Source organism: Dolichospermum sp. DET69, from assembly GCA_017355425.1.
In the GTDB taxonomy this organism is placed as follows: domain Bacteria; phylum Cyanobacteriota; class Cyanobacteriia; order Cyanobacteriales; family Nostocaceae; genus Dolichospermum.
In genome coordinates, this window is the sequence record CP070233.1 from 3548657 (window position 1) to 3562886 (window position 14230).

Genomic DNA, 14230 nt, shown 5'->3' on the forward strand with positions numbered 1-14230 from the left:
GTATTTGACACCTGATTACTTTAACGCGAATCACAACAAATTAACATACATTTTCTATACTAACTCTAAGAGGTTGTTTGATAGCGTGGCGTAGTTGTGATTTTTACCCCCCTTAGAGGGTGTTTGAAAAGTATTAAATAAAACCAATAATCTCCAAAAACCTAACCCCCCTACCCCCCTTCCCTACGCTACGGTGTACACACAAGTCTTCTAGAGTTGCCCCACAACGTTTAGATCCCCCCAACCCCCCTTAAAAAGGGGGGCTAAATTCTTCAAAGTCCCCCTTTTTAAGGGGGATTTAGGGGGATCGGATCACGTTTAGCATCCTGTCTAGAGATGTGTGTACACCGTAGGTATAAAGGGGAGGGAACTAATTTTTCTTGTTTCCCCCAAATACATCGGGGGGATTAAGGGGGGTAATTTAACTTGTGTGTACACCGTAGCTTCCCTACGAGGGAAGGGGGGTTTCAAAGCCTCACCCCGCTTCGGGGAGAGGTTTACAAGAGGGGTTAATTTATACCTTGAAAACTTTTAAAACATCCTCTTAGATTTAGACATCAAATATCGTAAATCTTTTAAATTAATCACTGTACCAGCAATGACTAAATTTCCTTCACAAGCACTTTTAACTAAACTATTATATGTAGCTTTCTCAGTAGATAGGCTGTAATAAGATAGGAATCATCAATGATATTTGAAAAATTTTAAGTAGTGTAGGGTGGGCATTGCCCACCAAAACCCTTATCCAGTAGGTAATTCCCACCCTACCTAATTATAGAACGTCTCTACATTCTTTATGATAGATGCTTATTTGATCCCACTCATCTTCAGACAGAGGTTTTACCTCTATTTCCATAGAAAAAAAATCACAAGCTGCGGCTATTAAAGCCTTAATTATGGTTTCTTGATTGATAGTTTCAGGAAATTTTAGAGAATTAAAAGACTCTTCATTAAATACTTGTGCAAACAAATCTGCATCTGAATTTAACCGCATAGAACCATGCTGAAGAACTGCCTCAGCTTTCCGCAATTGAGCGCTACCAATGAGTTTAGAACCATCTGCTAAAACTAAATCTGCACCTGTCGCCGTCCCAAAACAATTAGGATTATGAATATAACCCCGCCCAGCTTGTCCATAATACAACTCTATCCCAAGCGATCGCCATCCTTGAATCAAAAACTCACAAATCTTTGCATACACATCTAGACGATTTCCCCCTAGTCCCGATGTCACCACAGAGTAAGTTAAATCACCTTGATGTAAAACCGCCCTCCCACCAGTAGGACGACGCACCAAATCCAATTTTTCACCTTTCCAGATTAAATTTTGCCAAAATTCGGGATAGTGGCGCTGATGATAACCCAAAGAAATTGCAGGTGGCGACCAAGTATAAAAACGTAAAGTTGGCAGATTTTTTCCCGCCTCATGCTGTGCCAATAACCAGCGGTCTATAGCCATCTGGACATCACCAGCGGCTGCTAAAATCGGAATAAGTCGCCATACCTGCTGTTCAGGCATTAAATTTCACATCCCTAAGCTAAAATTGTTTAAACTGCACCAAACTCAGATTGCAGATATTCATCATTATCATCAGCAATAGTAGCAACGATAGTAATGATCCGAGAAACTTCCCCTGGTGACAATTCAGCTAAGGTGCGTGTAGAAATCACCACTACTTGATTGTCAATAATCCCAAAACGGGCTTCAAAGGTACTGACACAGTTCAACTCTAAGAGATATCGGGTCAATTTTGGTTCATCTTTAGCTGGTAACTTTAGCACCGCAGCCCAGACTGTGATTGTATCTTCATCAGTAATTCCCGTTAACTGCACAAACACTTCCACACTGCCATACTGGAATTTCCACAGATATCCACCCTCAGCAGCACGACTAACCATTGCACTTTGATCTTGTGCTAAGGTATCAATTACATTTTCAATCACTTCCACATGGTTTGGGGCTGTGGTTTCTTGAATAAGTTCGTCCAGTAACTCATCTGGAGATGGGGTTTCGAGGTAGCTTGCCATACAGATTTTTTGCTAAAAATATAGTTACTGCTTTAATCTACTATTATGCTACCAGAAATGCCAGTATCTACCTTGCCTGTCGTCCAAAGTCAAGATGCCAAAATGCCAAGAACATGATACAGTATTGATGCAGATCACAGCCATATCCGTTGGGATCATCCTAAAACGTAGTAATACGGATTAGATGTGAACCAGACCACCCACAAGCGTAGTCAAAGGGTAAACGTTATTTAAGTCATGACACCTTGGGATTCGCTAGTTCCATGCTCTGTCGGTACTGATTAAACATTCCGAAAGGAACGTGTCTTTACCTTAACAAACTTAGATAACTAGGTTGAAGCAAACTTTACTTAGAAATAAGGATTGGTCAAACCGACCACAAACGTCAATAGTAGGAAATATTTTCCTGCTATTGACTACGAAACACTACATTATTCTGGGATTAGGACCTATGGCATGAAATAACCTGAAGTTATTGTTGAACAGGTAACACTTGGTTAATATTTCAATTATTTTTTCCCGGTTTCAGGCGTTCACATCCAGAACCATTAAACGTAAGTCACGTTTACCCTCATGGGGGTGTCAACATTAGGTAAAGATTTTAAAATTTATTGTCTACTGTGTCCCATTAATGACACAACAAACAAAAGTCTAGTTAAGTAAAGTGGTAGTCAATAACTCAAAAAGCTGATCTGATTTGCTTTTTAGTTACTTTGAATAGTTTCTTTATTTACTACTTAATTAAGTTTACATCATTCTCTGCCTTCTGTCGGTTACATAAGTTACCAATTTTATTGAAAACAGGTCATCAAAAACAGTTTATTTGGGATATGACAAAAATTACTCGCTGGTTTAGTCTAACAAGATGTAACGATGATGGAAAAGGAATAATTTGCTAATTTATAGCATCAAGGGATACGGAACTATGAGTTAAATTGTGCATTGCCTAATGTACAATAATTAATTAAAACGCAAGTTGACAAATTGGGGTGCTATCTGCTAGAAGGTTCTAGAATCTCACCTAAAAAAGCCGTAAAAAAACCAAAAAACTTTTGGAGATTTTTCCGGATTAGCCAAAAAATCTGCGATTATTGTTACACTGATTTCAATAAGCACTATGAATATTAAACTTGATCACAGCACTCCATGTCATTTAACTTCCTTCTTTAGCCTACTCATGAAAGAAGGTATTTCTCCCAATCAAATCGTTCTAGGCATTGTTCAATTAGCCACAGAGACTCAGGAGTTAGAGGGGATGATGGCATCAGCAGATTGTTTACGGTTGCTACTGGTACTGATGCCAGCACAAGAATGTGCTAAAGGTGTTTCCGAATATATATCATCTTTAGCAGCAGAAGGTGTTACTACCTTAATGCTGTTAGATGCTCTGAGCCTAGCTTGCTATGTTTGTGGACAATCAGATGAAGCTAACCTAGTTCACTTGACTTACAAGAGATTACAAGCTGATGCGATCATTTCCCAAATGCTTCGTGATTAAGAACTAAATTGTTAATTTTTCATCCTTTTTTACACAGTCTAACTATCTGCAAGTTAATTCATACTCGTACATGACAATTTTGTACTGAATATATCCGTTTGTTCATTAGCAAATCAGTCAGTTTAATTAATCTATATTTTCTCTGTGATTTTTAGTCAATGGCTGTTAGCTGTGGCTATGATTTGAATATTGCAATATTTCTCTTGAGTTTGATTGACAGCACCGTATCTATCGCTTATAATCTGGTCTAGAAGTTTCTAGCGCTGGGGCAATCCCTACATCAATAACTTCTCAACTTTCTCTTTAACCCTGTTGATATTCTATTAAAGCTGAAAACTAAAATAGATATCTGCCAAATTGCCAAAATATGAAATTATCGTCAAAAGATTTCGGGAATTTTATATTTTGCAAATGAAGCGAGCATTTGGTTTTCAGGAAAATATATTTTATATTATAAAGTAGAGACGTTCCATGGAACGTCTCTACGATTTTTTTCGGATATGTTTATTGCCAGAAAATTTTTATTCCCATTAAAAAACGCCTGGGAGTGTTGCCGTGTTTCCACCCCAGACGTTTTTTAAACTTGCTCCTCACACACAAATATAATTTATCACTATTTCAGTTAATTGGCAAGTACCTTAGACAACTATTTTGAAAATTGTTTTTAACAGGGAACAGGGAACAGGTGACAGTGGGGCAAGAATTATTACCAATGACCAATGACCAATGACCAATGACCAATGACCAATGACCAATGACCAATGACCAATGACCAATGACCAATGACCAATGACCAATGACCAATGACCAATGACCAATGACCAATGACCAATGACCAATGACCAATGACCAATGACCAATGACCAATGACCAATGACCAATGACCAATGACCAATGACCAATGACCAATGACCAATGACCAATGACCAATGACCAATGACTAATGACTAATGACTAATGTAAAAAGTGGCGTACACCAGTCAGAACCATTAATAAACCCAGTTCATTAGCGGCTTTGATAGAGTCTTTATCCCGGAGACTTCCTCCTGGTTGGATAACAGCAGTAATTCCGGCTGCTGCGGCTGCTCGGATGGTATCATCGAAGGGGAAAAAGCCGTCACTAGCGAGAAATGCTCCTTGGGCTTTTTCTCCAGCTTGTTCTAGGGCGATTTTTGTCGAACCGACGCGGTTCATTTGTCCAGCACCGACACCTAATGTAGTGCGATCGCTCGTAATTACGATAGCATTTGATTTAACGTGCTTGCAAACTTTCCAAGCAAATAGTAATTCTGCTAAGTCGCTGGAATTAGGTTGACGTTCGCTGACAACTTGCCATTGACTAGGATCAGCAATGATATCATCAGCGGATTGGACTAAAAATCCACCAGCGATCGCTTTCACAGTTTCTTTAGGTCCAGTCAACAAGTCTGGTAAAATCAAAACGCGGACATTGCCTTTTCTAGTTAAAATTTCTTGGGCTTCCTCGTCACAACCAGGAGCAACCACACATTCTAAAAATGTCTTTGTTAATTCATTCGCTGTGTCTGCATCAATCGGCCGATTTAAGGCAACAATTCCCCCAAAAGCCGAGGTAGAATCAGCATTAAAAGCTTTTTGATAAGCGTTAAAAATGTTTGGTGCTTCCGCAGTGCCACAGGGATTAGTATGTTTGATAATTGTAGCTGCGGGACTGTCGGTAAATTCAGCAATGATGCGGCGTGCAGCTTCTAAATCTACCAAATTATTATAGCTGAGTTCCTTCCCTTGTAACTTTATCGCTGCTGCCCAACCAGTGGCCTTATTTCCAGTTTGATACCATGCTGCGGGTTGGTGAGGATTTTCCCCATAACGCAAAGATTGGATTTGTGTACCAGAAATAGTAAATTCTTCTGTTTGTGTGCCAGCTAAATAGGCAGCGATTGCATTATCATAACTAGCAGTATGCAAAAATCCCTTTAACGCGCATTTTTGGCGGAATTCTAAAGATGCTGACCCATTTTGGCGTAATTCTTGCAAATACTCACCATATTGCTCAGGATTACATAATACTGTTAAATGGGCGTAATTTTTTGATGAAGCCCTTAACATTGCAGGGCCACCAATATCAATCTGTTCCACCGCGTCAGCTAAGGTAACACCTGGTTTCGCAATGGTTTCCTCAAAAGGATAAAGATTCACCACTACCAAATCAATCGCCCGAATTTGATTATCTGCCAAATCTGCGACATCTTGCTCTACATCTCGCCGTGCTAGAATACCGCCATGAATGCGGGGATGAAGAGTTTTCACCCGACCGCCTAAAATTTCCGGTGAACCTGTATAATCAGAAACTTTTGTAACTGGTATTCCTGCATCTTTCAGGGTTTTGGCTGTTCCCCCACTGCTGATGATATCAAAGCCAAATTCCTCAACTAAACTCCGGGCTAAATCAATTATACCAGTTTTATTAGATACACTCAGTAGGGCTAAACGCGCCATAATTCCCCAAATTCCTTTGGACTAAATTGCTTTCGTGAAGAATATTCTACCGAAAGTATGGTCAGATTGGTGACATACTCCACACACTCCCCTTCGGGTGAGTGTGGGCTTCTCAACGACTCCTCTATGAGGACATTGATTGAGCTTTGGGGGCGTGTGTCCCACGCGCCTTTATATTTATAGCCGCATTTAGATCCCGACACAAGCTGACCTTACAATTAGGGCAATTGTGCGTTCTTTCTGATAGCGGCTTTTTGACTTTGTGACTGCAATTAGAACATTCTTGGCTCGTACCGTTTGGATTTACAGCTATCACTTTCAAACCAGCATTTTCGGCTTTGTTTGAAAGTATAGTAATGAACTGTCCCCATCCAGCATCGTTAATACTTTTTGCCAATTTTGTTTTAGCAAGTCCTTTTATATTCAATTTTTCAACAACTACTACATCGTACTTTTTGAGCAGATTATTAGCAGTTTTAAAGTGAAAATCTTTTCTAGTATCACCAACTTTTTTGTGCTGCTTACTTAGTTTTTTAATAGCTTTTTTACGGCGATTAGAACCTTTCTTTCTACGAGAAACACGACGTTGAGCAGATTTTAATTTACGTTCAGCTTTACGCAAAAACTTAGGGGCTGCAATTCTTTCATCGTCTGAGGTGACAATAAAATCAATTAACCCGACATCAATACCAACAGTATTATTAGCATTAAAATCAGGTTTAATCGTGGGAACTATCTTGTCGTCAAGGCTTAGAGTCACATAATACCCGTCTGCTTTTTTGGTGACAGACACAGTTTTAATATCAAAACCATCGGGTATTTGCCGATGAACAATTACTTTTATATCTCCTATTTTTGACAGTGTAATTCTGTTATTAATAAAGTGATGTTGTTTAAATTGGGGAAAAGTAAATGTTTTGTATTGCCCTGCACTTTTCAATCTAGGTCTACCCGACTTTTTCCCATTAGCATCACATTTTAACCATCGATCAAAAGCTAATTCAACCTTTTTTGGAACTTCCTGTAGCACCTGAGAATGAATTTCTTTGTACCAAGGACGGTCTTCTTTAAGTTGAATTAATGATGCTTGCTGACTAAAGCGGTTAGGCTTATCTTTTAGTTCTGGTAAATAACAAACAAGAATGGAACATCTATCAATAGGAGAACGGTTTTGTTCGTACCAGTGGAAGCGTTGAGCCAGTTGATAATTATACTGATGCCGCAGCATATCTAGTGTTTTATCAATTTTTTCTGCTTGCTCTTTTGTTGGTTTTAATCGGTACTGATAAGATGTTCTCATTTTTTTGTTTCCTTTCGACCTGTTTTTATGATAGCATAAAGGATAGCCATTAACCACCCTTTATGAAAAATAAAAGATTAAGCCTAAGAATCAGTGAAAGAAGAATGCGAGTATTGCAAACTTACGCCGCAGCCAAAGATAAAACTATTACGTCCTTAGTCGAAGATTGGATAGATTCTCTTAAATCAGAAAATGTTCATTCGTCATTGACCAACGATCCTGATTGAAATGCGTTCAATTTCGCCCGTTGGGCAATTCCTCACTCACGCGCATTCATCCCACACTCCGGTATAGTGAGATGTGGGACTTCTGCTGTTTGTGTTAAAGCTCCCGACTCTAATAGAGGGATTTGGGGGACAAGGCAGACAAGGTGACAAGGGAGGAAAACCGGACAAGAAAGGGATGATTGGTCATAAAAAAAACCATAAATTGAGTATTTTGTGGACAAAATCCTCCTTGTCTTCCCGGTCTTGCCTTTACAGAGAATATTAAAAACCTATACTGTCAGATAAAGGGACGGAGATTTTTGCTTCAATGACCAACCTTATATAAACAATACCTATATATTTGCCCAATAAGTATCATATTTTTATATTCTTAGAGATTTAAACGCTGATCATCAGATCCAAATTACGGTAAATGCTCATATTGTCAATTAGGCAGAAGCTTTATGTATTATTGCCGCATAAATAATCTTTATCATAACAATAAAAATTTCTAGAGATTTAAACGCTGATCATCAGATCCAAATTACGGTAAATGCTGATATTGTCAATTAGGCAGAAGCTTTATGTATTATTGCCGAATAAATAACCTTTATCATAACAAATAAAAAGCTTTTTCTCTGTAGAAAAAGCTTTTGAGTTGTTTAGAATAGGTAGTTTATTGACACTATGGGGTAGTAGATTTTCTGAGTTATTTCTAGATCACCCTCTCACTCGGTTCTTCACATTCATACAAAACTAATTACAGCTTTTCTAGCAGGAAAAACAGCAATGAATAAGCAGATTCGTCCCTTTTATCGCCTTCTAGCACTAGCTATAGGTTCGATGGTTCTGGCAATTTTTGCCCCCACAGTTGTCCAGGCAGCAGATCCTGTGACACTGGAATCATTAGATGCAACAACTAAACAATTACAAATTTCCATTGATACTACCTGGGTACTACTCACAGGCTTTTTAGTATTCTTCATGCAAACTGGTTTTTCTATGTTAGAAGCGGGTTTGCTGCGCCAAAGAGGTGTAGTAAACGCCCTATTAGAAAACTTTATTGATGCGGCTGTCACCATTCTCATCTGGTGGGGTGTAGGATTTGGCATTGCCTTTGGCACAAGTGCTGGTGGATTCATTGGTACAGACACTTTTTTCTTGAGTCAATTACCAACTAATGGTGTTTTTACCAATGGTGGTTTACCAGGAATAGCTTCTGGACTCAATGCCTATACTTTGTTCTTCTTTCAGTTTGCCTTTGCGGCTACAGCCAGTACAATTACCACTGGGGCAATGGCTGGGAGAACAGACTTTATTGGTGATTTAATTTACAGTGCTGTTATGGCTGCATTCAGCTATCCCGTGGTTGTGCATTGGGTATGGAATTCCAGTGGTTGGTTAGCGAAAATTGGTTTTCATGACTTTGCTGGTAGTGCCGTAGTTCACACTGTTGGCGGTTGGACAGCCTTAGTAGGCGCTTATTTACTCGGACCCCGGCCTGGACGGACTCCTTGGGGACAAATTCCTCCTGCCCATAACTTAGGTTTAGCAGCTTTGGGAACAATGATTCTCTGGTATGGCTGGTATGGCTTTAACCCCGGTTCAACTCTGGGTACTGGTAGTCCTGGGTTAATTGGTTTGATTACCCTGAATACTACTCTTGGTGCTGGTGCTGGGGCATTATCAGCAATATTTTATCAATATACACGTTCCCATAAATGGGATTTAGTCTATTGTCTGAATGGTTCTTTGGCAGGACTGGTAGGGGTTACAGCAGGTTGCGCTTTTGTCGCACCTTGGGCTGCGGTTGTGATTGGTTTAACTGGCGGGATTTTAGTAGTTTTAGGCATTGATATTATTGAATCATGCAAAATTGATGACCCCGTGGGAGCATTTGCTGTTCATGGTATTAATGGCATGATGGGTACATTGGCAGTTGGCTTTTTAGGTCAATCAGAATTGACTTTAAACAAAAAAGCTGGACTGTTATTAGGGGGTGGTTTTGATTTACTGGGTGTGCAAATTTTAGGTGTAGTTGCAATATCAGTTTTTACTATTACTTTTGCCCTAGCAATGTTCTCTGGACTTAATGCCATTGGTAGACTGCGTGTTAATCCTGAAGCTGATCAAATCGGGATTGATAACTATGAACATGGTGCAACTGTATGGCCTGATGTCTATGCAGTTGAGGAGTTTGTAGAGGAAGAAAAAAGCCACTCTAAAAATCCTCAAACAAGTCTGTAGGGTTTGGGAAATCAGTTGTTGGTGGGTTAGCTTGCACCTTAACCCACCCTCGTCGAACACAAAAACGCTAACCGAAAAAAAAGTTACTTTAGGGTATTGACAAAAATTTTTCGGTGTGTTATCGTAAAGTTGATAAGGAAGAACTATTTAATAATAACTAAATAACTAGATCCCCGACTTCTTTAAGATGATGTTTTAAAAGTTTTCAAAGTATAAATTAACCCCTCTTGTAAACCTCTCCCCTATAAGGAGAGAGGCTTTAAAATCCCCATTCCCTTGTAGGGAAGGGGGGTTAGGTTCAAGGTGTAAATTAACCCCTCTTGTAAACCTCTCCCCTATAAGGAGAGAGGCTTTAAAATCCCCATTCCCTTGTAGGGAAGGGGGGTAGGGGGGTTAGGTTTTTGGAGATTGTTGGTTTTATTTAATACTTTATGGCTAACGCCACGCTATGCCTCCGGCACACTTCGTGAACGCTATCAAACACCCTCTAAGAAGTTGGGGATCTAAATTCTATTACTTCTTAGCTGCTGGTTGAGTACCAGGAATTGTGATATCTATTGTTGTTACCTTGTCGGCTAAATTGGTTAGTGGTTGTTTCATTGCTGCTTTATTTCCAACTACTAAAGTGACTAAATTTTTTGGTTGTAGGTATTTCTGCGCTACCCGTTTAACATCTGCGGCTGTGGTGGCAGTGACGGCTTTTTGATAGCGAAAGAGGAAATCAGCGGGATAACCATAATATTCGTAGCGCATTAACCTAGATAATGTTTGGCTAGGATCTTGAAAATTGAAGACAAAGGAATTTAGCGTTGAGTCCTTGGCTTTATTTAATTCTTGGGCTGTAATATTTCCAGTTTGCAACCGTTTGATTTCGGTTTGCAGTGATTTGATAAACTGGACTGTGGTTTCTGTGCGAGTTTGTCCCCCAGCCACAAATGTTCCTGGATAGTCAAAACGGGGACTCCACATCCCATACACAGAATATGCTAAACCTTGGCGCGATCGCAATTCATTAAATAAGCGTCCTCCAAATCCATTTAAAACGCCATTCATTACGTCCAAAGCTGGATAATCAGGATTATCGAATTTTCCGCCTAAATGGCCGAGTAAAACACTACTTTGGGTGAGTTGGGGTTGATTCACGAAAAATACACCACCTAAATTAGCTTGTGCAACTTCTGGTAGTTGGGTTTTAGCAATTTCTGGATTTGATTTCCAGTCACCAAATTTGGCTTGAATGAGCGATCGCATTTTTTGAGGATTAAAATCGCCAACAATCCCTAAAATTAAATTATTGGGGTGAAAATATTGCTGGTAAAACTTGAGTAAATCATCACGGGAAATTTTATCAAGAGTTGCATACTCAACTGTCCGCGAGTATGGACTTTCTTTCCCATAGATTAATTTTCTCAACTCTCGACTGGCAATACTATTAGGGTTATCATTTCGTCTAGCAATACCACCGCGAATCTGAGTTTTATCCAAATCCAACTTTTCTTGAGCAAAAGTTGGTTCTCGCAGTACCTCAGTAAATAGCCCAAAAGCCATTTCTAAATCTTCAGTCAATGCCTCAAAACTAGCACTACCAGCAGCTTCACCCATATCTGTTTCTACAGATGCTGCTCGTTGTTCTAAAATCTCATTTAACTGATCAGCAGAATGCTTTTGAGTGCCACCACTTCGCAATGTTGAACCAACTAAACTAGCTAAACCTGCTTTTTCGCCTTCCAACCGGCTACCTGTTCTAATCAATGCTGTACCAGTTACTAATGGTAGTTCATGATCTTCCATTAAATAAACTACCAAACCATTTTCTAGGACATACCTTTCATACTTGGGTAATTTAACTGCTGAAACTGGGGCAAATTTTAACTCATCGTAATGCTTTGCTGCTGTTGCTGCCCAAGAAAAATTTTCTGAAGAAAAATTAAAATTTACTAGCAAACAAGCAACAACCATTCCCAAGATAAAAACGAATCTTTGTCCCTTGGAAAAGTGGAATTTTTGGCTTTTCAAATCAAACCTTAACATATCTGTCTTCAACTTTGAATTTTAAATTTCTATCTGGCTTATTTTGACAACAACTTGCCAACTATGCGATTTTCTGGGGTAAAAGTTGCTTTGGCTACTCTTTGAATATCTTCAGGAGTGACAGCGGCAATTTTGTCTAATTGCTGGAATAAATTGCGCCAAGAACCGGTTTTTACTTCATATTCCAACAATTGTGCTGCCATACCTGAGTTAGAATCAAGGCTCCGTAATAAACCCGCTCTAGCTTGGGTTTTTAGTCTGGCTAATTCCACCGCAGATACAGGTTCAGTTTTCAAGTTATCAATTTCTTGTCGTAATGCGATCGCCACTTGATCCACTGTTTTTCCTGGAGATGTGAGAGCATAAAAGAAGATCAGATTGGGATATTTATCTCCTGGAAATCCACTAGAACCTTGGGCATTTAGGGCTAAACTTTGTTTTTCTACCAAAGACTTATACAGTCTTGATGTTCTCCCGTCACTCAATAAACTACCAATTATTTCGTAAACTGCATTGTCGGGATGAGTCACAGCCGGACGATGATAACCTTCTAAATACCAAGGTTGGGTAGCTAATTCTAAAGTAACTTCCCTGGTAGCGGTTTGTTGGGGTTCTACTGGTAGTTTTTGCTGTGGTTTGGGTTTAGCTTGATAACGTCCAAAATAAGTTTGTGCCAGTTTTTTCACTTCAGCAGGATTGACATCTCCCACAATGGCAATAGTTAAATTACTGGGAGCATAATAAGCATCAAAAAACTTCTTAACATTCTCTGGTGTTAAGTTGCGAATATCTTGATCATAACCAATTACTGGTCGGCGATAAGGATGAACTTTGAAAGCAGCATCTATAAATTTTTCCACCATTTGGCCGATAGGTGAATTTTCTACTCGCAACCGTCTTTCTTCTAAAATTACCTCTTTTTCTTTATAGAATTCCCGAAATACAGGATCTAAAAAACGATCAGATTCCAAGGACATCCACAGTTCTAATTTATTGGCAGGAAAACTATAAAAATAGCGGGTAGCTTCGGAGGAAGTATTGGCATTTAAACCCACACCTCCAGCTTGTTCGACAATTTGCCCCATTTCGTTTTGTTTAACTAATTTGAGTGCCTGGCCTTCCATGGCTTTAAATTCAGTTTCTAACCGCGCTATTTCGGCTTTTTTGCCGCTGGTTTTTGCAGTTTTAATTTGGTTATCTAACTGTTCTAATTTTTGTAAAAGTGGTGCTTCAGCTTTATAGTCTGTAGTGCCAATCCGCTTTGTGCCTTTAAATGCCAGATGCTCTAAAAAGTGGGCTACACCTGTTTGTCCATCTGGTTCATCAATACCACCGACATCAGCATAAGTGAGAAAGGAAACTACTGGGGCTTGATGTCTTTCTAAAACAATGAATTTTAGTCCATTATCGAGGCGAAATTCTGTGAGCCGATTAATTACTTGTTCTAGGTAGGGTTGAATTGAATTTTCGGATTTTTGCAGGGCTATGGCCATTTCTGGCATCCATCCCCAATTAAATAAGATCAACGCCAAAGCAGTTGCTAATAGCCGACGGCATGGGGATTTTTTCAGGTTATCCATGAATGATTCTAAAATTGTCTGGTGCATAAGCAAAAGTTAAAGTTAATGTAAATTTACATTACTGGAAAAATTGAATAATTAACACGAAGAGATTTAACCTTCTATTAAGCTTTCTGTAATTTTTACATTCTCCATTGCACAATAGGGCTACAAATCTTGTTTTGGAGATATCAAAATAATTACCATGCGAGTTTTTAATTCTCCTCCATCGTCAGAAATACAGACGCGCACACGTATTTTGCAAGCAGCACAACGGTTGTTTGCTGCGAAGGGATTCGAGGGAACCACAACCCGTGATTTAGCGCAAACCGCAGGGGTAGCTGAGGGAACTCTCTTTCGTCATTTTGCCAATAAAAAAGCAATTTTGGTGGAAGTGGCCACGAGCGGTTGGGTGGATATTCTCACGGATTTGCTGACCGAGTTAAGCGAAATGGGTAGCTATAAGGCGATCGCCCAAGTTATGCGCCGTCGGATGTGGAATATGCAAAAAAACGCCGATATTATGCGCGTTTGCTTTATGGAAGTGCAATTTCATCCAGATTTGCGCGATCGCATTCAAACAGAAGTCATTGATAAAATGACTTCTGTTGCTGAAGCATTTTTTCAAACTGCAATAGATAAAGGCATCTATCGTCAGATGGATGCCAAAATTGGAGCTAAAGTTTTTTTGGGTTTATTTGCGATCGCCGGTTTTTCTGATCATACCCTTATAGAACCCAACGCCTCCCCCCAAGAAATGCAAAAAATGGCGGAAGGATTAGCGGATATATTTCTTAACGGTGTTCTAGCAAAGGAATAGATAACAGTTGACGGTTGACAGTTGACGGTTGACGGTTGACAGTTAACAGCGAACAAGAGGTAA

11 protein-coding genes are annotated in these 14230 nt (G+C 39.5%); 4 read left to right on the forward strand and 7 right to left on the reverse strand.

Annotated elements, in window-relative coordinates; genetic code table 11:
- Window positions 1-772: 772 nt before the first annotated feature.
- The gene (locus EZY12_16155; protein ID QSX66348.1) at window positions 773-1519 is read right to left on the reverse strand and encodes a lipoate--protein ligase family protein; all 747 of its coding nucleotides are present in this window, start codon (window positions 1517-1519) and stop codon (window positions 773-775) included.
- A 29-nt stretch (window positions 1520-1548) separates the two neighbouring features.
- The gene (locus EZY12_16160; protein ID QSX66349.1) at window positions 1549-2028 is read right to left on the reverse strand and encodes a YbjN domain-containing protein; all 480 of its coding nucleotides are present in this window, start codon (window positions 2026-2028) and stop codon (window positions 1549-1551) included.
- Between the two features lie 1117 nt (window positions 2029-3145).
- Here EZY12_16160 and EZY12_16165 point away from each other — a divergent pair.
- Complete coding sequence (locus tag EZY12_16165; GenBank protein QSX66350.1) at window positions 3146-3526, forward strand: hypothetical protein; 381 nt, start codon at window positions 3146-3148, stop codon at window positions 3524-3526.
- A 706-nt stretch (window positions 3527-4232) separates the two neighbouring features.
- On the opposite strand, the gene EZY12_16170 is transcribed toward EZY12_16165, so the two are convergent.
- The 3 genes from EZY12_16170 to EZY12_16180 all read right to left on the reverse strand — a co-directional run bounded on the left by EZY12_16170 (window position 4233) and on the right by EZY12_16180 (window position 7304).
- On the reverse strand, window positions 4233-4463 hold the full coding sequence (locus tag EZY12_16170) for a hypothetical protein (protein QSX66351.1): 231 nt from the start codon (window positions 4461-4463) through the stop codon (window positions 4233-4235).
- A gap of 17 nt (window positions 4464-4480) precedes the next feature.
- On the reverse strand, window positions 4481-6004 hold the full coding sequence (gene purH, locus EZY12_16175; GenBank protein ID QSX66352.1) for a bifunctional phosphoribosylaminoimidazolecarboxamide formyltransferase/IMP cyclohydrolase: 1524 nt from the start codon (window positions 6002-6004) through the stop codon (window positions 4481-4483).
- 124 nt (window positions 6005-6128) lie between these two features.
- A complete protein-coding gene (locus tag EZY12_16180; GenBank protein ID QSX66353.1) occupies window positions 6129-7304 on the reverse strand; it encodes a transposase in 1176 nt (391 codons plus the stop codon).
- A 62-nt stretch (window positions 7305-7366) separates the two neighbouring features.
- Between EZY12_16180 and EZY12_16185 the strand changes: the two genes are divergently transcribed.
- Together EZY12_16185 and EZY12_16190 are read left to right on the forward strand one after the other, a co-directional pair.
- Window positions 7367-7531, forward strand: a complete 165-nt coding sequence (locus EZY12_16185; GenBank protein QSX66354.1) for a hypothetical protein — start codon at window positions 7367-7369, stop codon at window positions 7529-7531.
- A 768-nt stretch (window positions 7532-8299) separates the two neighbouring features.
- Complete coding sequence (locus tag EZY12_16190) at window positions 8300-9757, forward strand: ammonium transporter (GenBank protein ID QSX66355.1); 1458 nt, start codon at window positions 8300-8302, stop codon at window positions 9755-9757.
- 513 nt (window positions 9758-10270) lie between these two features.
- Here EZY12_16190 and EZY12_16195 read toward each other — a convergent pair.
- Both EZY12_16195 and EZY12_16200 read right to left on the reverse strand, forming a co-directional pair.
- A complete protein-coding gene (locus EZY12_16195) occupies window positions 10271-11788 on the reverse strand; it encodes an insulinase family protein (GenBank protein ID QSX66356.1) in 1518 nt (505 codons plus the stop codon).
- Between the two features lie 38 nt (window positions 11789-11826).
- Window positions 11827-13368 (reverse strand): insulinase family protein, encoded by a 1542-nt coding sequence (locus EZY12_16200; protein ID QSX70700.1) that lies wholly within the window; start codon window positions 13366-13368, stop codon window positions 11827-11829.
- Window positions 13369-13552: 184 nt separating this feature from the next.
- Here EZY12_16200 and EZY12_16205 point away from each other — a divergent pair, with 184 nt between their 5' ends.
- Window positions 13553-14167: a TetR/AcrR family transcriptional regulator gene (locus tag EZY12_16205; GenBank protein ID QSX66357.1), complete on the forward strand. Its 615-nt coding sequence runs from the start codon at window positions 13553-13555 to the stop codon at window positions 14165-14167.
- Window positions 14168-14230 lie beyond the last annotated feature (63 nt).

Coding starts and splice junctions, on each gene's coding strand:
- EZY12_16190 (QSX66355.1), top strand. CDS start 8,300: ATGAATAAGCAGATTCGTCCCTTTTATCGCCTTCTAGCACTAGCTATA.
- EZY12_16195 (QSX66356.1), bottom strand. CDS start 11,788: ATGTTAAGGTTTGATTTGAAAAGCCAAAAATTCCACTTTTCCAAGGGA.
- EZY12_16155 (QSX66348.1), bottom strand. CDS start 1,519: ATGCCTGAACAGCAGGTATGGCGACTTATTCCGATTTTAGCAGCCGCT.
- EZY12_16185 (QSX66354.1), top strand. CDS start 7,367: ATGAAAAATAAAAGATTAAGCCTAAGAATCAGTGAAAGAAGAATGCGA.
- EZY12_16180 (QSX66353.1), bottom strand. CDS start 7,304: ATGAGAACATCTTATCAGTACCGATTAAAACCAACAAAAGAGCAAGCA.
- EZY12_16165 (QSX66350.1), top strand. CDS start 3,146: ATGAATATTAAACTTGATCACAGCACTCCATGTCATTTAACTTCCTTC.
- purH (QSX66352.1), bottom strand. CDS start 6,004: ATGGCGCGTTTAGCCCTACTGAGTGTATCTAATAAAACTGGTATAATT.
- EZY12_16205 (QSX66357.1), top strand. CDS start 13,553: ATGCGAGTTTTTAATTCTCCTCCATCGTCAGAAATACAGACGCGCACA.
- EZY12_16200 (QSX70700.1), bottom strand. CDS start 13,368: ATGGATAACCTGAAAAAATCCCCATGCCGTCGGCTATTAGCAACTGCT.
- EZY12_16160 (QSX66349.1), bottom strand. CDS start 2,028: ATGGCAAGCTACCTCGAAACCCCATCTCCAGATGAGTTACTGGACGAA.